This is a genomic window from Citrobacter sp. Cpo040 (genome assembly GCF_030332915.1).
Classification (GTDB): domain Bacteria; phylum Pseudomonadota; class Gammaproteobacteria; order Enterobacterales; family Enterobacteriaceae; genus Citrobacter; species Citrobacter portucalensis.
The window spans coordinates 754,340-773,170 of record NZ_JAOWGX010000036.1 but is presented as its reverse complement, the minus strand read 5'-3'; the positions used below and the strand labels follow the sequence as shown (position 1 = coordinate 773,170).

Genomic DNA, 18,831 nt, shown 5'->3' with positions numbered 1-18,831 from the left:
ACCTTTACGCTGTAAAGTTATGTCCTGCCATCTGCTGGATATACCGCGATTTCAATCAGATTGAGATCGGGATCCCTGACATACACCGAGCGAATAGGTCCTGTCGCACCGGTACGTGCAACGGGCCCTTCAATAATCTCGACCCCGTGGGTTTGAAACGTCTCCATCACCTCTCCCAGCGTACGCGTGGTGATAAAACATAAATCCAGCGCCCCCGGCGTTGGCGCGTAGGCTTTGGGTTCAAACTCTTTTCCCCGAATGTGGAGATTGATTTTCTGATTGCCAAAGACGAAGGCTTTCCGACCTTGCGCGAAGGTTTCCAGCCTCATGCCTAAAAGCTCGACATAGAAACGAACGCAAGCCTCTTCATGATTGGTGGTTAGTACCAGGTGATCCAGGTGGTCGATCATAGCGATATCCATTTGGGTTGCTCATCTCTGACACTTACCCTATACATTCACGCGCGACAAGAAAAAGAAAATCTACGGAGTTATTTGCAGAACTTAACGCAACAACCTGCAATTCACGCTTTAAAAACGAAATGATAATTAATCATATTTTCGTCTTTTTTTATTACACTATAACATTGCTAAAAGTACGCCTGAAAATATCACGCAAGTTATTATTCGCTATTTGCGAAGAGTGCATGTAGATATTTCCATGACAGTACACAAATAATGCCCACCATGTACTGATGCGTAAATGAAAGTAAGGGTCAGCGCATTTCCAGAGAATTACCTTATTATATTCAGACGCAATGAATAACGTATTCATTAGCAGATAATTTGTTTATTAAATGTTATTTAGAGTATATGGAAATGAAAAGATATTTATTACCCCTGATTGGGTTACTTTTTACAGTTAGCGCTCAGGCAGCATCATTTACCGACGGCAAAGAGTATATCTCACTGGAAAAACCTGTCGCTTCCGCTCCAGCCGCACTGAAGTTTTTCTCATTCTATTGCCCTTCCTGTTATCAGTACGATGAAGTTTTTGAAATCACTGATAACGTGAAAAAAGTATTGCCTGCAGATGTCAAACTCACCGAATACCACGTCGACTTTTTAGGTCCGCTGGGGCAAGACATGACCCACGCCTGGTCCGTCGCCATGCTGTTGAACGTACAAGATAAAGTTAAGCCGTTGCTTTTTGATGCCGTTCAGAAAAAACAAACCGTTAAAACAGCGGAGGATATTCGTAACGTATTTATCAGCGCGGGCGTCAGCGCCAGTGATTATGATGCGGCATGGAATAGCTTTGCCGTGAAATCACTGACCGCTAAGCAGCAAGAAATGGCGAAGGCAGTTGATTTAACCGGTGTGCCCGCCATTTTTATCAACGGAAAATATATGATCAATCCAAAAGGACTGAAGTCAGATGACCTTAATGCATTCGTGCAAAACTATGCTGGTACGGTCCGCTTCCTGATAAGCAAATCCTGATTTTTAGCTAATCTCATTTTTCGCACCACACAACAGATGCCGTAACCTCAACTGCGCTGTTGGTGGTGCAATGCCTGCATCGTTTATCGCAATATCCTCCCTTCCCGGTTGGCATACGCCGTTATCAGGATTACCCTAAACTTAGCGGTGATACCTGTTGTCAGGGTTCACCTTCTGCAAGTGTTGATTTACACGAGAGAACGCTATGGAATTAAAGGATTATTACGCCATTATGGGCGTGAAACCGACAGACGATCTCAAGACAATCAAGACCGCCTATCGTCGACTCGCCCGTAAATATCATCCAGATGTCAGCAAAGAGACTGACGCGGAGGCCCGGTTTAAAGAGGTTGCAGAAGCCTGGGAAGTATTGAGTGATGAGCAGCGACGCGCCGAGTACGACCAGCTGTGGCAGCACCGCAACGACCCACAGTTCAGCCGTCAATTCCAGCAAGGAGAGAATCAAAGCTACAGCGCCGAAGATTTCGACGATATCTTCTCCTCCATTTTTGGCCAGCGTGCGCACCAGTCGCGCCAGCGCCCTGCCAGCCGCGGGCACGATATCGAAATTGAAGTTGCCGTATTCCTCGAAGAAACGCTTACTGAACATAGCCGCACTATCAGTTACAACCTGCCAGTCTATAATGCGTTTGGCATGGTAGAACGAGAAATTCCTAAAACGCTGAATGTGAAAATTCCGGCTGGCGTCGGTAACGGTCAGCGTATCCGTCTGAAAGGCCAGGGCACCCCCGGCGAAAACGGTGGGCCGAACGGTGATTTGTGGCTGGTGATTCATATTGCACCGCATCCGCTGTTCGATATCGTTAATCAGGATCTGGAAGTTGTCGTTCCCCTCGCGCCGTGGGAAGCTGCGCTGGGTGCGAAAGTAACCGTTCCGACGCTGAAAGAGAGCATCCTGCTGACCATTCCTGCAGGCAGTCAGGCCGGTCAGCGGCTACGCATTAAGGGCAAGGGTCTGGTAAGTAAAAAACATACCGGCGATTTGTATGCGGTGATAAAGATCGTCATGCCACCGAAACCTGACGACGCCAGTGCCGCCCTGTGGCAACAACTGGCGGATGCACAAAAGGCCTTTGATCCGCGCAAAGAGTGGGGGAAAGCATAATGGCTAACGTTACCGTCACTTTTACCATTACCGAATTTTGTCTGTACACCGGTGTGTCAGAAGAAGAACTGCATGAGATTGTCGGCTTAGGGGTGATAGAACCCCATGAAGACGAGACGTTTGACGATCATGCGCTGACAGTAATGCGTCGCGCGGTGCGCCTGCGTCAGGAGCTGGAACTTGACTGGCCAGGGATTGCCGTTGCGCTGACGTTGCTGGAGGAGAACGCTCAGTTACGCCAGGAAAACCGCCTGCTGCGCCAGCGCCTGTCTCGCTTTATCAGCCGTCCTTAGTATGTCAGGACCAGCATGGTGCTGGTCCTTTTATTATCCGCCCCGCGCTCTTAATGACATTGCCCAGCAGATGGCATACAGTCTGAGATAAGAATTATCTTAAACAATAAGACGTTAAGTCATGCAGCTTAAACCCCTCACGAAAGGTCGTTTTCACAACATCTGGCAGCAGGATGATGCCTTGATTGAGAAGATATTTCAGGAACTGCTCTCTGAAACGCAGATTATCCAGGAAGATGAGTATCTATACCGCCAGGGACAGGTTGTCGATCGACTGATCATGGTGCAATCCGGAAGAATTTCGCTGCGTTATAGCGCGGAGAATGGCCGCCGATTCCAGTTGGGCGCCATGGAATGCGACGAGCAGCTGTTTGGTGAAATGGAGTTTTTTACCGGGTATCGCTGCCAGCTTGATATCGTCGCGGAAGAACCACTGACCGTAGCGGTGTGCAGCTGTGACCGTCTGGAAGAAGCGCTGAATCAGCACCCCAGACTGGCGATATTTTTTGCCAGTGCAATGGCGATTGATTATCAGGATATGCTGGAAATCTTCCTGCACCGGATGCTCTACCCTATCGTACATAACGTGGCGTATGACCTGTATCGCCAGCATCAGAACAAGCAGCCGATGGATGGTTTCCATAAAAAATACCAGGAAGCTGAGCGATTCGGCACAACCGACCGGGTCTATCGGCGGGCGGTTAAAGCGCTGACGGATGCCGGGCTGGTAACGCGAACGAAGCAAGGACTGGAAATTAAGGATCTGGATGGGCTGCGTAAATTTCTCGGCAATGACATCATTGACTGACACACCAACTCTCGTTAACAGAACATTGGTGTGTCATTTCGGCGCAATCAGAACTTATAGGTGAGGCTGAAATAGTGACCGAGCCCGGTGGTACGCCCTGCTCCGCCGTGGTTTTCCATCAATGCCATGTTACGGAAATACTTCAGGCCATAACCGACTGCATAATGCTCTGAATGCCAGTAGATACCGTTATACCATTCAATTGCGTTATTGCTGTATAACGGTTGATTAGCAATCTTATTCGCGGCGAACTGGTAGTCAAAGTACCCCTGATAGTTCAGATAACTGCCGTTGGCAAAGGTATAGAATGGCGTCGACCAGTTAGTCGAGAACATATAGCCATCCCACTTTCCTTCGTTATCCGCGCCGTAGTTTTCACGAACATAGTGCGCATAGATGTTCATTCCCACCAGACCAAACCACGGGACCTTCACATCTGTACCCAGGCCAACGTAATGTTCAAATAATTCCCGGTCGCCAATGTTATTTACCGTTGCAATATAGAATTCGTTAAACGGCCCAACCGATAAATCTTTATTAAAAATGGCGTCCAGGGAAAAACGCGGAGATATCTTGGCAAAGAAGTTATCCCCCCCATGACGATCGTCCTGTTCGCGATCCAAAATATCAAAGAAATCCACATAACCGTACAGATCGATAATGCCAGAGCGTGCACCAAACTCCAGTTCCAGATAGGTATCATTGCGAATACCATATGGCACTTTCGCGTCCACACTTTGCATTAAGTTCATCTGCATCCAGTTAAAATCATTTTTACGGATGTTGCCATCAGTATAGTCAGCTGCGAATGCTTGCATACAGCTCATTGTCACTACTGCACCCAGGATTGTTTTTTTAATCATTAACTTATTGTTCTTCAGCATTTTTCAATTCCTTTGAGTAAGGTTGAGTATCGCCCCACCATATAAATAGTGTGGCGACTGGCTATTTAATTAAAGAGCTAAGTGTTATTAGTGCTTTTAATTACGCTTGAGTTTTAATGTCACCATCAACATGACAAAGATAATTAAATACAACACCGGTATTGCGTACATAATTTTCTGCAATCCCATTGTTTTTTCCATGAGCGCGCTAATCGCCGGACTAAACATGGCCCCGGCACTGCCGCTAATTAAAATATAAGAAACGTTCTGACTGCTCGCGCGCTTCACGAAAGAAACACCGTAGGCAATAAATGAGTTATACAGTGCAGCACAGACAAACCCGTAACTGTAGGCCAGATAATCAAGCCCGGAGATATTATCCTTCGTGACGATAATTGTGGTAATAATGCTAGCCAGCAAAATAATACTTAGCAGGAAATAATGTATCTTCACCCGAGAAACAATGACGGTTGATACTAATGCCCCGACCAGTGCAGCGCCCCAGTATTGCGTAATAATATTTCCTGCTTCTTCAAAGGGAATGCCAAATTTGTTCTTCACAAATAATGGTGCCCAGGTCAGGAAGGTGTACAGCGCCAGCATACCTAAGAACAGGCCAATGCCTCCGCTGATGATCCCTGGATTCCACTCCGATTTTACCTTGTCTGTCCGATCTGCCGTGGGAGCCGCCTCGCAGGTAGTAAAGCGGGTGAGCGCTACAACACCCAGCGTAAGTAAGGCCACCATACCTACGCTCAGATAGCTGTAACTCCACGACATATTGTGCGTCAGGGCGAAGGTCGTGATCAGCGGAAAAACCACGCCCGCGACGTTAAAGGTGGCGTCCTGCACCACCAGCATTGTACTTTGAATGCGATCCTGCCAAACCGAAACCACGATCGTTCCCGCCACGCACAAACCGATCCCGCCGCAAAAACCCACCAGGGTCATGGCGACCATCACCGGCCATAAGCCAGGGCTTAAATGCATTGCCAGAGCGCAAAGGAACACTATCGAATAGATAATGAGCGTCATACGCTTCACACCGATTTTCTCAATCAGGAAAAAGGCGGCGATGGTGCCGGCTAATGCTCCACCATTGAGCAACGAAAATATCGAAGCAACGGTATTCACATCGGCACCGTAGCGTACTGCAATCGGTTCGATTAGCATACCGAACTGACTGGCAAACCCTGCCATAATAAAATTTGCCAGAAAACTAATCAGCGTAAGTGCTATTTTATTCTTCATATAATGCCATCTCTGATTGGTTCAATTAAAAGCCGGAACTAAGCGGTAACAGCCGTATTTAGTGCCAGCTCAATCATGTTGTTAAAGGTCAATTGTCGTTCTTCTGCGGTTGTTTCTTCACCGGTCAGACAATGATCGGAGACAGTTAAAATAGCCAGCGCTTCAATATTAAACTGATGCGCTAAAGCGTATAAGCCTGCTACTTCCATATCTACACCCAGCACACCGAATTTTTCCAATGCCGGTATTAAATTTTCGTCAGGATCGTAATAAAGATCACCGCTGAAAACATTGCCGACTTTAATATCGATATCGGCCTTCTGTGCCAGCGTCCACGCCTGCTGCAATAATGGGAAATAGGCGGATGTTGCCATCGCATAGCCTGCGCTACGTTTTAAATTTGTGACTGAATCCGTTCCGGCGGCGACGGCCAGGATAATATCGCGCATTTTGACATGATGTTGTGTTGCCCCTAAACTGCCGACGCGAATAATTCTTTGCACACCAAAATCATGTACCAGTTCATGGGCATAAAGCGTCATTGAAGGAATGCCCATTCCATGTCCCATCACCGAAACAGGTTGCCCAAAATATAAACCGGTGTAACCCAGCATATTACGTACATTGGTGACTTCGCGGTAATCCATTAGATAATTTTCGGCAATAAATTTAGCGCGGAGCGGATCGCCCGGCATAATAACGGTTGGCGCGAAATCACCTGGCCTGGCATTAATATGTGCAGTCATAACAATTCCTGAATTATGGGTATTGAAGATATGCAGGGATTGTAACCAGACGTTTGTGAGGTGATTGAGGACAAAAGTCCTGCTCAGAGGATCGGCCTCTCATTTTTGAGAGTTAGTGTTGTAGTGCCCCGCAATACAGGCTGGGGACACGTCAGAGATTGTCAGGGCTTGTCGACCTTTCCGAACAGTAACGCGGTGTAATGGGTGTTTATTTTACCGCTGCGCTTACCGTCGGTGCCGAAATAGCGGTCATCCCGACACAAACGTTCGTTGGTGTCACAAAACAGGCCACCGCGGAATGTAAAAGCCGAGGTATCGAACTGTCCGGCAGCTGCCAGTTTTTCGGCCTGCTGCTTGCCAAGATATTTCGTGGTCAACGCCACCGACAAACCGTGTTCATCGGCACAGATGGTTTTATCGCACAATACGCCCGGCGCTGGACTGTTTAGCCCAGTCGTTGCTGCGTACGCCGACAATGACAGAATGCTTAGCGCCAGCAAGGTGCCAACTTTTATCATCATAATCTCCTTATATCAGCTGACTTGCGCCAAAAGTATAAAGCAAAAAGCGGGGGCTTTCGGCAACCTATTCTTACAGATGACGTGGCTGTGGCATTTACAGCCCCTTAATCATCCCCAAATGACTCTGCTTACTGCGCTGACTGGCGTCAACATGTCGATCTGGTTTTACATCAATGTTAAACTCCCTTTCTTCCTGTTAAGCGTTTTTAATCATGATAAAACTACTTTCTCGCTACATTTCCGTCGGAATCGTAAACACGGCATTGCATTGGGCCGTGTTCGGCATCATGGTGTACATCATGAAAAATGACCAAGCTGTGAGCAATGTAGTGGCATTCTTATGCGCAGTAACATTTTCATTTTTTGCTAATGCAAAATTCACCTTCAATGCAAAAGCCACCAGCAGAGGATACATACTGTTTGTTGGTTTTATGGGGTTGTTGAGTTTCATCTCCGGTCAGATTTCCGATCGCTTTAATATTTCCCCACTCATAACGCTGATTGAGTTCTCCTCAATCAGCTTAGTATGTGGGTTTGTATACTCTAAATTTGTTGTTTTTAGGGATCCGAAATGAAAATTTCTCTGATAGTGCCAGTCTTCAATGAAGAAGATACAATACCTATTTTCTACAAGACGGTGCGAGGATACGAAGAACTAAAAAAGTACGATGTTGAAATTGTGTTTATCAACGACGGTAGCAAAGATGCTACAGAATCAATTATTAATGCCCTTGCCTTATCTGATTCGCTCGTTGTTCCCGTTTCATTCACACGTAATTTTGGAAAAGAAGCCGCCATATTTGCAGGCCTGGAATGTTCCACTGGCGAAGCCGTTATCCCAATCGATGTCGACCTACAGGATCCAATTGAAACAATTCCATTGATGATAAATAAATGGTTATCGGGTGCAGATATTGTACTGGCAAAGCGTGCGGACCGTTCTACAGATGGCAAACTTAAGCGAAAAACCGCTGAATGGTTCTATAAATTGCACAATAAAATAAGCGACCCGAAGATCGAAGAGAACGTTGGTGACTTCAGACTCATGTCCCGCGATGTCGTAGAAAATATCAAACTCATGCCGGAACGTAATCTCTTTATGAAAGGTGTTCTTAGCTGGGTGGGAGGTCGTACTGACGTAGTGGAGTACACTCGAGCAGGCCGCATAGCCGGTAAATCAAAGTTTAATGGCTGGAAATTGTGGAATCTCGCACTCGAAGGTATTACCAGTTTTTCAACGTTCCCACTCCGAATTTGGACTTACATTGGTTTTTTTGTCGCCACTTTATCCTTCTTATTCGGCGCATGGATGATTATAGACAAAATATTTTGGGGCAATCCGGTAGCGGGATATCCATCTATTATTGTTTCAATTCTTTTCCTAGGCGGTATTCAGTTAATTGGAATCGGTGTACTCGGGGAGTACATAGGTAGAATATATATTGAAACCAAACAAAGACCGCGCTACATAGTTAAAAAACAAGATGGGATTTAACATGTTTTCTAAATTCGATAAAAAATTATTTTTTATTTATTCAGGACTGGCCCTCCTATTTATTTACCCTCTAATTCAAGCTGGAATATATTATAGAGATGATTTAGACAGATCGATCACTGGAAACTACGGCTGGCGAGGTTTAGGTCGACCTTTTGCGGATGTTATAGCAAGAATTTTTTCTGCAAGTGGCCACTACAATCTAGATTTATTTCCTTATACCATGATCGCGTCCTGTATTCTCTTAGGAGCATCTTCACTTGCACTTAGTAAACATTTGATTAAATCAGATGTACCTAACGCTAAAATAGTTGCCGCACTTTTAATATTCAACCCATTTATCCTGCAAAATATCGCTTATAGATACGATAGCCTGGGAATGTCTATTTCCTTTTTCGTGGCTGTAGTGGCATATACATACCAAAATAAAAACTTGACACTAGAGATAGCAATAAAGTTGATAGCGGGTGTATTATCCTTAACATTGTATCAACCGTGTGCAAATATTTTCATCGGTTTGCTGGCTGTTGACGTAATAATTATCGCAATAAAAAAACAGGCACATATCAAAGAATCGGTAATATTTTTATTTAAAAAAACAATTTTATTTGTCTCATTTTATCTTATCTACATGATTTTCTTCTCTCCAAAACACAACTCGCGCTCAGCGTTAATATCTTTGGATAAGGGAGGATTTGAGCACCTAATCGGAACATTAACCTCTTTAAAAGCAATAACCCTTTCATATTTTTACCACCCTGTTTACATTTACTTTGCTATTCCGATACTAATTAGCCTGGTGTTTATGCTCATTTCTTATCGCACAAACATAGGGAGTATAGTATCCTTTATTTTGTATAGTGGATTGTCTTTTTTAATATTCATTATATCTCTTATGGGGCCAACTATATTACTTCAGGATGCACCGGTACTCCCCCGTACCTTAGTATCATTTTCAGTCATATTGGTTATAATTGCTATACCCATTATGCATTTTGCTCCACGCTTTAAATATGCAGCATTGATACCGGTTATTGCTTCACTTGCTTTTAGTGCTCAACTAAGCAACACAATGAAATCACAACAAGAATACGAAGATTTTGTTTTTAACATGATTGCGCAAGATATTGCCAATCATAAAAACATCGTATCTATTGGTACTGTAGGTCAATTAAATATAAATGAAAGAGCAAAGCTAATAGTAGAGAGCAAACCGCTCATAGGTTACTTCGTTTTCCCAGCCACTGAATTCTTAGCGTCCTTTCAATTGATCAATAAAGGATTAACACAAACACGACATGGTTATACTGATGTGAATGAAAGCAAAAATCAATTTGCAGATATGATTAACAAAGGAATTAAACCTGTATCATCTAATGAATATTATTCATTATTCATCTCAGATAACACCGCTATCGTCTACTTAGGTAAATTTAACAATTAACGATTACAAGCCCTCACACCTAAATGTGGAGGGCTTTGTTTTTGAAGAAGTTTCTACACCAGTCATTTCAAGTGATATCAGGGATTACCATAGCTCACTCAGGCTGGGCTGGAAAATATGATGGCTGCTTACGTTATTCAGTTTACTTGCCAAATATAGAGCATGTAATGCGCTTCGGCACCACCGACATTCACGACACCCTGTTTTAAATCTTTCTCAAAAGCAAAAAGGGGTTACCTTTCGGTAACCCCTTTTCATGTTTGGCGGAAGCGTAGAGATTCGAACTCTAGAACCCTTTCGGGTCGCCGGTTTTCAAGACCGGTGCCTTCAACCGCTCGGCCACGCTTCCAATGAGGCGCACTATAAACATCCCGAACGGACCTGTAAAGCACCAATGTGTTCGCTTGCCTGAAAAATAGCCAAAATGTTGTTAATCGACTGAAATAACAACAGATTGACCATTTATTCAGCACGAATACCGGCTATAGCGCTTAATGTTTTTTGATGTACATATCTTTGGTGTAGTAATTTCCCCGGTTATCCGGCGCAAATCCCCCCACCCACGGCTTCACCAGATGCGTGCGGACATAGTGGTAAACCGGAATCGCGGGCACATCCTCACCTAAAAGGTCTTCAGCCTGCTGATAGTATTTGCCGCGTTCTTCCCGTGAACTTGCTTTTGCCGCATTACGCATCGCTTCATCAAAGGCGGGGTTACTGTACTTGGTGGTGTTCTCGCTATCACCGGTCCGGAAGATATTGAGGAAACTTGAGGCATCATCATAGTCGGCTATCCACGCATAGCGCACGACGTCAAAATTACCGGTGTGCATAGTGTCCAGCATGGTTTTCCATTCCTGGTTTTGCAGCTTCGCCTCGACGCCAAGGTTTTTCTTCCACATCGACGATGCGGCAATCGCAATACGCTGGTGCGTTTCGAAGGTGTTGTAGAGCAGATTTAAGCTAAGCGGATGCTCAGGACCAAAACCGGCTTCAGCCAGCAGTTTTTTGGCTTCAGCAATACGTTTTTCGAGCGGCCATGACGCATACTCCGGCGCATGCAGTTTCACCCCACCTATTTCCGGCTGGCTGATAACCCACGCTGCTCGCTGCCCCTGCCTCATCACCTTTTGCGCAATGATGTCTTTATCCAACGCCATATTCAGCGCCCGGCGCACGCGCGGATCATTAAACGGCGCGCGGGTTGTATTGAACTGATAGTAATACGTTGAAAGCTGAGGCGAGACATGCAGTTCATCCCCCATTGTTTCTTTCAGTTGCGCGAACTGGTTAACCGGTACGCTATACACAATGTCGATTTCACCGGCCTTATAGCGATTTACGTCAGCCGACTCTGAGCTAATAGGCAAATAAGTAACTTTATTAATAACCGTATGCCGATCGTCCCAGTAATGTGGGTTACGCTCGGCAACGATGCGCTCATTAACCACCCACTGCGATAATTTGTACGGCCCGCTGCTGACAAAATGCTCTGGCCGGGTCCACTTATCGCCAAAACGACCTATCAACACTTTATCCAGCGGGACCAGAGATGGATGCGCCAGCATCGCCAGAAACGCCGCCGTCGGTTGCGTCAGGGTAATTTCCAGCGTGGTATCATCCAGGGCTTTGACTCCCAGCGTAGCGGGATCTTTTTTCCCCTGGGCAATATCAACCGCGTTCGCAACGTGCATGTTGCCCAGATACGAAGCATAAGGTGAAGCCGTTTGCGGCGAAACCAGACGCTGCCAGCTCCAGACGACATCCTGTGCGGTAATAGCAGATCCATCTGACCAGGTTATGCCCGGGCGTAAATGGAAGGTCCAGACAGCGTTGCCTTTATTCTCCCAGGACGCGGCTAGACGGGGTTCGATAGACCCATCCTGCTTGACAGCCACCAGACCGTCGAACATATCGCTGATTAAATTAAACTCAACGTTGCTTTCAACTTTATGCGGATCCAGCGATGCCGGCTCACTGCCGTTGTTTCTGACCAGTTCCTGTTTTTCTGCCAGTAGTGTTCCTGCGGGAACATTTGCCGCCCTCGCCGCGCCGTTTATAGACATCAAACAGACAGCCAACAGCGTAAACGTCAATATCTTCGATTTATGTTGAATCATTCCCTTTACCTTATTGCTCTGTTTTATGTAGACACCGCTGTCACTGTCAAAGAGATTCAGGAATAACGCAATATTTTTCAGTTACCTGGTAGATAGCGATCTGACATTTTTGCACATACAGTGCTAACATCTAATTCGGGAACTTTTGTTGAAATAATATGCTTAAGTCTGGCGGGCTAAAATGCGTAAAGATGGGTAAAACCGCTGTGTCATTCCCCCTGATTTCATTATCCTCCATCATTAATTACATCTGTCATAAGAGAGTGACTCATGGATCGTATTATTAGTTCTTCGCGCGAGCGTACATCGCTACTCAGCACGCATAAGGTGCTGCGCAATACCTATTTCCTGCTCAGCCTGACGCTGGCGTTTTCAGCGATCACTGCGACCGCCAGTACCGTACTGATGTTACCTTCTCCGGGACTTATTCTGACGCTGGTGGGTATGTATGGCCTGATGTTCCTGACTTACAAAACGGCAGATAAACCGGTTGGTATTTTGTCAGCGTTCGCTTTCACTGGCTTCCTGGGCTACATCTTGGGACCGATGCTGAATACATACCTGTCCGCAGGCATGGGTGATGTTATCGCCATGGCGCTGGGCGGTACGGCGCTGGTCTTCTTCAGCTGCTCGGCCTATGTGCTGACCACGCGTAAAGATATGTCCTTCCTCGGCGGTATGCTGATGGCGGGTGTTGTAGTGGTGTTGATTGGTATGGTTGCCAATATCTTCCTGCAACTGCCAGCATTACATCTGGCAATCAGCGCGGTGTTCATTCTGATTTCTTCAGGCGCAATCCTGTTTGAAACCAGCAATATCATCCGCGGCGGTGAAACCAACTATATTCGTGCCACCGTTAGCCTGTATGTTTCGCTGTACAACATCTTCGTCAGCCTGCTGAGTATTCTGGGCTTCGCCAGCCGCGATTAAGATGTCCACACGCATTATCCAGCCCCGCTTATGCGGGGCTTTCTTTTTTGGTAAACTGCCGCCAGTTTGACTAACGCAGTGACGAATTATGTTGATCTTTGAAGGTAAAGAAATCAGTACCGATAGCGAAGGCTATCTGAAAGATACCACGCTGTGGAGCGAGGCGCTGGCGGAGAGAATCGCCGAAAACGAAGGCATTACGCTCTCCGCGGAACACTGGGAAGTGGTGCGTTTTGTCCGCGAGTTTTATCTGGAGTTTAATACCTCCCCCGCTATCCGCATGCTGGTAAAAGCGATGGCCAACAAGTTTGGCGAAGAGAAAGGCAACAGCCGTTATCTCTACCGCCTGTTCCCGAAAGGTCCGGCCAAGCAGGCAACTAAAATTGCCGGCCTGCCGAAACCGGTGAAATGTATTTAATAGCGGATACTAAATCCCTTTAGCTCGTCGCCAGGACGATGTGGTTCACTAAGAACCCGGTCAACCCTGGCGCTGCTCGGCCCCCCGGCTTTCAACCACTTCATCAGTTGTTCAACCCGGTCGCTTTCACCGCAGGCGACAACCTCTACGCTGCCGTCATCCATATTCTTCGCGTAGCCGGTCAACCCCAGCCGTTGTGCTTCATGCTGGGTGGTGTAGCGAAATCCTACCCCCTGAACCCGGCCATAGACCCAGGCGATTATGCAGACTTTCGACATTGCGGTTCTCCTTATTAACGTAAATGAAGGAACAGGTACCGAGGCCTCATCGCACCTGTTTCGGCAGACATCCGTAATGCTGGCGAAATCTTGCAGTAAATCGTGAACCTGACAGATAGCCACAGCGTAACGCAATTTCGCCAATCGGCAGCGTGGTCGACTGTAGTTGAGAGAGCGCACAGGACATTCGCACCTCCTCGACTATCTGCCGGTAACTCTGCGATTCCATCTGTAATCGTCTGCGTAACGTCGAGGTACCGATAGACAGGCGACCAGCAATCTCCTGAGCTGTCCATAGCTTAGCAGGGGATAACATAATTAGTTGCCGCACCTGTTCAGTAAGATTAAACCGTCGCTCGATAAGCAGAGGCCCTGCCATACCATCATGCAGTAGCGCCAGCAATAATCCCATCGCCTGATGCTCCTGCAATTTTGCAGGTAAGTCCTGGCGTACTGCATCCAGCAGGCTTTCCCACATAAAAGCCAGTCCGTTGCTCATTGGCGTACATAGCGACGTCAATTTTGCCGGAGGGAAATCCTCGACCCAGTTATTTTTAAACGCGGTAATGATGCTCGTCGATAGCAACAACAAATCCGAGCGAAATGCTCCCTGTTCCGGCTGATTAATAATCTCCAGAGGCGTATTCGCCGGGATGATAATCAGCTCACCCGGTCCTGCAACCAGACGATTTTCATCCTGAATAATGACCTTACTTCCCTGCGTAATATGGCAAATAGCAGCAGAAAACAGTTTAACCCGATGCAAGTGGTGCAGATGGCCGGAACGCACCTCAGCGGTGGTAAGGTTGTTATGGCGAAAATGTACATCCTGCACCAGAGTATCCTCTTTATTTTCTTGCGTAAGTGGCGGTTAATTCAGCTTTAGCAATCACGTGGCTGTTCAGCATAAAACCGACTAGGGCACCGCTGGCGTTACTGTCAATTGGCAACTCGTCTGTATTTAACGCCCACACGGTAAACTGATAGCGATGAGGTTTATCGCCCGGCGGTGGACAGGCGCCACCGAATCCAGCATAACCGAAATCATTGCGTCCCTGAACTGCTCCAGCGGGTAACTTATCCATGCTGGCCCCGCCAGGAAGAGTGTGGATCTGAGCAGGAATATTTACGACGGTCCAGTGCCACCAGCCGCTTCCCGTTGGCGCATCAGGATCAAACAGCGTAATGGCAAAACTTTTGGCATCAACTGGCGGATTTTGCCAGCTCAGTTGCGGGGAGATATTGTCGCCACTGCAGCCAAATCCCTTAAACACCTGTTTTTGCGTTAACTTCAGGTTAGCGGGTATGTCGGTGCTGTTGAGGCGAAACGTCGAGGCGGCAGAGGTATTAAAACTCAACGCAACAATGGCGGCGGTAGCCAGAAAGTAGACAGCTTTCATTGCATTTCCTTTTTCTGATTAAGAAATAGCAATGTAAACGGTGGGCATAAAAGAAACTGTGCCTCTGTGATTGAGTTTTGTGCCGAAACGCTCAACGCCATACCCTGATGATTGACCTCACCATCTGTGCTACTCTACGCGCCATTTTATTTTAATGGTTTCAGGTTGGTACTTTACTCCAGCCCGCGTCACTGTTTGTGAGAGGTTGCTCCGCATGACTGAATCTACAATTCCACATTATCCTCGTTTAGTGTTAGCCAAAGGGCGCGAAAAATCATTACTGCGCCGCCATCCGTGGGTATTTTCCGGTGCTGTCGCACGTATGGAAGGTAAAGCCAACCTCGGTGAAACCATCGATATTGTTGACCATCAGGGTAAATGGTTAGCACGCGGCGCGTACTCACCCGCGTCGCAGATCCGTGCACGCGTCTGGACTTTCGACAAGTCTGAGTCCATCGATATTGATTTTTTCACCCGTCGTCTACAACAAGCGCAAACATGGCGTGACTGGCTGGCGAAAAAAGACGGTCTGGACAGTTACCGTCTGATCGCCGGAGAATCCGATGGCCTGCCGGGCATCACCATTGACCGCTTCGGCAACTTCCTGGTGTTGCAGTTGCTCAGTGCGGGGGCTGAATACCAACGCGCCGCGCTGATTAGCGCTCTGCAAATTGTTTTCCCGGACTGCGCCATTTATGACCGTAGCGATGTGGCCGTACGTAAAAAAGAAGGTATGGAGCTGACTCAAGGGCCAGTAACGGGTGAGCTTCCGCCAGCCCTGCTGCCAATTGAAGAGCACGGAATGAAGCTGCTGGTTGATATTCAGCATGGTCACAAAACCGGCTATTACCTCGATCAACGCGACAGCCGCCTGGCCACGCGTCGTTATGTGGAAAATCAGCGTGTACTGAACTGTTTCTCTTATACCGGCGGCTTTGCGGTCTCAGCATTAATGGGCGGATGCCGTCAGGTCGTCAGCGTTGACACCTCTCAGGAAGCGCTCGATATTGCCCGCCAGAACGTGGAACTGAACAAGCTGGATCTGAGCAAAGCTGAGTTCGTGCGTGATGATGTGTTCAAACTTCTGCGTGCTTATCGCGATCGTGGTGAGAAATTCGACGTCATCGTGATGGATCCGCCGAAATTTGTCGAAAACAAAAGCCAGTTGATGGGTGCCTGCCGCGGCTATAAGGACATCAATATGCTGGCTATTCAGTTGCTCAATCCGGGCGGTGTGCTGCTGACTTTCTCCTGCTCTGGGCTAATGACCACCGATTTATTTCAGAAAATCATCGCTGATGCCGCAATAGATGCTGGTCGTGATGTACAATTTATAGAGCAGTTCCGTCAGGCCGCCGATCACCCGGTGATCGCTACCTACCCGGAAGGGCTGTATCTGAAAGGGTTTGCCTGTCGCATCATGTAACTTGAAAAGTGGAATATTACCCTTACATAAAGGGTATCTATTTCCCGGGAGGTGACTATGATTGCCAGCAAATTCGGTATCGGCCAGCAGGTCCGCCATTCCCTGTTAGGTTACCTCGGAGTGGTCGTGGATATCGACCCGGAATATTCGCTTGATCAACCGTCAGCCGATGAGTTGGCGGTTAACGACGAACTTCGCGCCGCTCCCTGGTATCACGTGGTGATGGAAGACGATAATGGTCTGCCAGTGCATACGTATCTGGCCGAAGCACAGCTGAGTAGTGAGCTACAGGAAGAACATCCGGAACAACCGTCGATGGATGAACTGGCGCGAACAATTCGAAAACAGCTTCAGGCCCCGCGCCTGCGCAATTGATGCTAACACAGGCCCGATGGCGATTCGCTAATCGGGCCTGTGCGTTTTGTTCGGCTACAGATCAGCCTTACTTCGCTAGTCCCAACCGCGGGATCTCAATCGCCGGGCAGCGATCCATCACCACCGTCATCCCTGCATCGCGAGCCAGCACGGCTGCCTGCTCGTTAATCACGCCGAGCTGCATCCATAGCGTCTTCGCTCCGATGGCAATTGCCTCCTGAGCAACACCCCACGCCGCTTCAGAATTACGGAAGACATCTACCATATCCACTTTCTCTGGTACATCTGCCAGCGTCGCATAACCCTGCTGCCCCAGCAGTGTTTTTCCAGCGACCTTCGGTGAAACAGGAATAACGTGATAGCCCTGATCGAGTAAATATTTCATCACCCGATAGCTTGGACGATCGGGTTTATCGCTTGCCCCCACCAGCGCAATCGTACGGGTCGTTGTCAAAATGCCAGCAATATCGGTCTCTTTCATCGTTTTCCTCCAGGCTGTTTAGCAAAGTGTACGACAAACCTGACTTTGCAACCATTCATCCCATACTGGCGCATGAGAGCTAAACTCAAAAATATGTCTATATGTTAGTAAACATGATTATCGAAAAATTTAGATACATCTTATAGAGATATTTTCTGGACAGGAGAAACCTATGAAAGCCGGCATTGTGACAGCCTTGATTGCCCTATGTTTGCCGGCAACCGTTTTTGCTACCTCTTTACGTCTGTCCAATGATATTGACCTTCTGGTACTGGACGGAAAAAAAGTCTCCAGCTCATTACTGCGTGGTGCCGACAGTATTGAGCTGGAAAATGGTCGGCACCAGCTCGTGTTTCGCGTAGAAAAAACCATTCGCCTGTCCAGCCACGAAGAACGTCTGTATATTTCGCCTCCGTTGGTCATCAGCTTTGATACCCAACTCGTCAGTCAGGTTAATTTCCACCTCCCACGCCTGAGCAACGAGCGGGATGCAACGCATTTTGATGATGCCCCGCGCGTAGAACTGCTGGATGGGGACTCCATGCCTATACCGGTTAAGCTGGATATTCTGTCAATCACGTCCACCGCAAAAATCGTAGATTATGAAATGGAAACAGAGCGCTATAACAAAGCGGCTAAGCATGCTTCTTTACCACAATTTGCCACGATGATGGCCGATGACAGTTCGCTGCTTTCCGGGGTGTCTGAACTGGATCGCGTGCCGCCTCAGTCGCAAACACTGACCGAGCAGCGCTTAAAATATTGGTTTCAACAGGCTGACGCACAAACGCGAAGTAACTTCTTACAATGGGCGGAGAAACAACCCCCATCGTGACATTTATGTTCGTATACGCATTTTTTTTGTCTTTCTCTTGCAGCGTCAAGTGCTTCCAGTACTCTGTAACAAGGTTAACTTGGGAGCTGTACTATGGAATTAACGACTCGCACATTGCCAGCGCAGAAACATATTGCGTTGGTCGCACACGATCACTGCAAAAAGATGTTGATGAGCTGGGTTGAACGCCACCAGCCATTACTGGAAAAACACGTTCTGTATGCAACAGGAACAACAGGAAACTTAATTCAACGCGCGACAGGAATGGACGTCAACGCCATGCTGAGCGGCCCAATGGGGGGGGACCAGCAGGTGGGTGCGCTGATTTCAGAAGGGAAAATTGATGTGCTGATTTTCTTCTGGGATCCGCTCAACGCCGTTCCCCACGATCCTGATGTCAAAGCCCTGCTACGCCTGGCCACGGTCTGGAACATTCCAGTCGCCACCAACGTGTCAACGGCTGATTTTATTATCCAGTCGCCAAACTTCAACGACGCAACAGATATCTTGATCCCGGATTACGTCCGTTATCTTGCAGAACGCCTCAAATAAACGCTA

Annotated in this window: 23 protein-coding genes and 1 tRNA gene; 13 read left to right on the top strand and 11 right to left on the bottom strand. The window is 47.4% G+C overall.

All coding sequences use genetic code 11. The features are described from left to right. Positions 1–17: 17 nt before the first annotated feature. The gene (locus OGX86_RS18575; RefSeq protein ID WP_136391702.1) at positions 18–422 is read right to left on the bottom strand and encodes a VOC family protein; all 405 of its coding nucleotides are present in this window, start codon (positions 420–422) and stop codon (positions 18–20) included. Between the two features lie 396 nt (positions 423–818). Here OGX86_RS18575 and dsbA point away from each other — a divergent pair, with 396 nt between their 5' ends. The 4 genes from dsbA to OGX86_RS18555 all read left to right on the top strand — a co-directional run bounded on the left by dsbA (position 819) and on the right by OGX86_RS18555 (position 3,669). Then, complete coding sequence (gene dsbA / locus OGX86_RS18570; RefSeq protein ID WP_286640364.1) at positions 819–1,442, top strand: thiol:disulfide interchange protein DsbA; 624 nt, start codon at positions 819–821, stop codon at positions 1,440–1,442. Positions 1,443–1,647: 205 nt separating this feature from the next. Further along, positions 1,648–2,568, top strand: coding sequence for a curved DNA-binding protein (cbpA, locus tag OGX86_RS18565; protein ID WP_128317619.1), 921 nt, complete (start codon positions 1,648–1,650; stop codon positions 2,566–2,568). Further along, a complete protein-coding gene (cbpM, locus tag OGX86_RS18560; RefSeq protein ID WP_286640363.1) occupies positions 2,568–2,861 on the top strand; it encodes a chaperone modulator CbpM in 294 nt (97 codons plus the stop codon). Before cbpA ends, cbpM begins: the two co-directional genes overlap by 1 nt. Before the next feature lie 121 nt (positions 2,862–2,982). Continuing rightward, entirely contained in the window at positions 2,983–3,669 is a 687-nt protein-coding gene (locus tag OGX86_RS18555) for a Crp/Fnr family transcriptional regulator (RefSeq protein WP_003832031.1), read from the top strand. Between the two features lie 47 nt (positions 3,670–3,716). Here OGX86_RS18555 and OGX86_RS18550 read toward each other — a convergent pair whose 3' ends face one another. The 4 genes from OGX86_RS18550 to OGX86_RS18535 all read right to left on the bottom strand — a co-directional run bounded on the left by OGX86_RS18550 (position 3,717) and on the right by OGX86_RS18535 (position 7,071). Next, the gene (locus tag OGX86_RS18550) at positions 3,717–4,553 is read right to left on the bottom strand and encodes a nucleoside-specific channel-forming Tsx family protein (protein WP_032942924.1); all 837 of its coding nucleotides are present in this window, start codon (positions 4,551–4,553) and stop codon (positions 3,717–3,719) included. A gap of 96 nt (positions 4,554–4,649) precedes the next feature. Beyond that, entirely contained in the window at positions 4,650–5,804 is a 1,155-nt protein-coding gene (gene tsgA / locus OGX86_RS18545; RefSeq protein WP_284105717.1) for an MFS transporter TsgA, read from the bottom strand. A 38-nt stretch (positions 5,805–5,842) separates the two neighbouring features. Beyond that, positions 5,843–6,550 (bottom strand): purine-nucleoside phosphorylase, encoded by a 708-nt coding sequence (gene deoD, locus OGX86_RS18540; RefSeq protein ID WP_286640362.1) that lies wholly within the window; start codon positions 6,548–6,550, stop codon positions 5,843–5,845. A 161-nt stretch (positions 6,551–6,711) separates the two neighbouring features. Then, positions 6,712–7,071: a YcgJ family protein gene (locus tag OGX86_RS18535; protein WP_103014513.1), complete on the bottom strand. Its 360-nt coding sequence runs from the start codon at positions 7,069–7,071 to the stop codon at positions 6,712–6,714. A gap of 212 nt (positions 7,072–7,283) precedes the next feature. Here OGX86_RS18535 and OGX86_RS18530 point away from each other — a divergent pair, with 212 nt between their 5' ends. Genes OGX86_RS18530 through OGX86_RS18520 form a run of 3 tightly spaced genes read left to right on the top strand, consistent with a single transcriptional unit; the run spans position 7,284 to position 10,010 of the window. Next, positions 7,284–7,646, top strand: coding sequence for a GtrA family protein (locus OGX86_RS18530; RefSeq protein ID WP_048214495.1), 363 nt, complete (start codon positions 7,284–7,286; stop codon positions 7,644–7,646). Beyond that, positions 7,643–8,566 (top strand): glycosyltransferase family 2 protein, encoded by a 924-nt coding sequence (locus OGX86_RS18525; RefSeq protein ID WP_048214496.1) that lies wholly within the window; start codon positions 7,643–7,645, stop codon positions 8,564–8,566. The genes OGX86_RS18530 and OGX86_RS18525 overlap by 4 nt, the downstream gene beginning before the upstream one ends. A gap of 1 nt (position 8,567) precedes the next feature. After that, positions 8,568–10,010: a glucosyltransferase domain-containing protein gene (locus tag OGX86_RS18520; protein ID WP_284105723.1), complete on the top strand. Its 1,443-nt coding sequence runs from the start codon at positions 8,568–8,570 to the stop codon at positions 10,008–10,010. Positions 10,011–10,271: 261 nt separating this feature from the next. On the opposite strand, the gene OGX86_RS18515 is transcribed toward OGX86_RS18520, so the two are convergent. Both OGX86_RS18515 and OGX86_RS18510 read right to left on the bottom strand, forming a co-directional pair. Next, a tRNA-Ser gene (locus OGX86_RS18515) sits at positions 10,272–10,359 on the bottom strand. 142 nt (positions 10,360–10,501) lie between these two features. Further along, entirely contained in the window at positions 10,502–12,130 is a 1,629-nt protein-coding gene (locus OGX86_RS18510) for an ABC transporter substrate-binding protein (RefSeq protein ID WP_286640361.1), read from the bottom strand. Between the two features lie 270 nt (positions 12,131–12,400). Here OGX86_RS18510 and yccA point away from each other — a divergent pair, with 270 nt between their 5' ends. Both yccA and tusE read left to right on the top strand, forming a co-directional pair. Beyond that, positions 12,401–13,060 carry an FtsH protease modulator YccA gene (gene yccA, locus OGX86_RS18505; protein WP_008784297.1) on the top strand — a complete coding sequence of 220 codons (660 nt, stop codon included), beginning with the start codon at positions 12,401–12,403 and terminating at the stop codon, positions 13,058–13,060. Positions 13,061–13,148: 88 nt separating this feature from the next. Beyond that, positions 13,149–13,478: a sulfurtransferase TusE gene (gene tusE, locus OGX86_RS18500; RefSeq protein WP_008784296.1), complete on the top strand. Its 330-nt coding sequence runs from the start codon at positions 13,149–13,151 to the stop codon at positions 13,476–13,478. On the opposite strand, the gene yccX is transcribed toward tusE, so the two are convergent. Genes yccX through OGX86_RS18485 form a run of 3 tightly spaced genes read right to left on the bottom strand, consistent with a single transcriptional unit; the run spans position 13,475 to position 15,156 of the window. Continuing rightward, entirely contained in the window at positions 13,475–13,756 is a 282-nt protein-coding gene (gene yccX / locus OGX86_RS18495; RefSeq protein WP_020996508.1) for an acylphosphatase, read from the bottom strand. The genes tusE and yccX overlap by 4 nt on opposite strands. A gap of 46 nt (positions 13,757–13,802) precedes the next feature. Continuing rightward, positions 13,803–14,591 carry an AraC family transcriptional regulator gene (locus tag OGX86_RS18490; RefSeq protein WP_136391700.1) on the bottom strand — a complete coding sequence of 263 codons (789 nt, stop codon included), beginning with the start codon at positions 14,589–14,591 and terminating at the stop codon, positions 13,803–13,805. Between the two features lie 13 nt (positions 14,592–14,604). After that, the gene (locus tag OGX86_RS18485; protein ID WP_048227014.1) at positions 14,605–15,156 is read right to left on the bottom strand and encodes a YbhB/YbcL family Raf kinase inhibitor-like protein; all 552 of its coding nucleotides are present in this window, start codon (positions 15,154–15,156) and stop codon (positions 14,605–14,607) included. A gap of 214 nt (positions 15,157–15,370) precedes the next feature. Between OGX86_RS18485 and rlmI the strand changes: the two genes are divergently transcribed. Together rlmI and hspQ are read left to right on the top strand one after the other, a co-directional pair. Continuing rightward, entirely contained in the window at positions 15,371–16,582 is a 1,212-nt protein-coding gene (gene rlmI / locus OGX86_RS18480) for a 23S rRNA (cytosine(1962)-C(5))-methyltransferase RlmI (RefSeq protein ID WP_048227015.1), read from the top strand. A gap of 57 nt (positions 16,583–16,639) precedes the next feature. After that, positions 16,640–16,957, top strand: a complete 318-nt coding sequence (gene hspQ / locus OGX86_RS18475) for a heat shock protein HspQ (RefSeq protein ID WP_003035905.1) — start codon at positions 16,640–16,642, stop codon at positions 16,955–16,957. Positions 16,958–17,024: 67 nt separating this feature from the next. Here the strand turns inward: hspQ and OGX86_RS18470 are convergent, their stop codons facing one another. Further along, positions 17,025–17,438, bottom strand: a complete 414-nt coding sequence (locus tag OGX86_RS18470) for a CoA-binding protein (RefSeq protein ID WP_032942909.1) — start codon at positions 17,436–17,438, stop codon at positions 17,025–17,027. Positions 17,439–17,610: 172 nt separating this feature from the next. On the opposite strand from OGX86_RS18470, the gene csgI reads away from it, so the two are divergent. Both csgI and mgsA read left to right on the top strand, forming a co-directional pair. After that, on the top strand, positions 17,611–18,273 hold the full coding sequence (csgI, locus tag OGX86_RS18465; protein ID WP_008784291.1) for a curli synthesis inhibitor: 663 nt from the start codon (positions 17,611–17,613) through the stop codon (positions 18,271–18,273). 93 nt (positions 18,274–18,366) lie between these two features. Continuing rightward, positions 18,367–18,825 (top strand): methylglyoxal synthase, encoded by a 459-nt coding sequence (gene mgsA / locus OGX86_RS18460; RefSeq protein ID WP_286640360.1) that lies wholly within the window; start codon positions 18,367–18,369, stop codon positions 18,823–18,825. Positions 18,826–18,831: the final 6 nt, after the last annotated feature.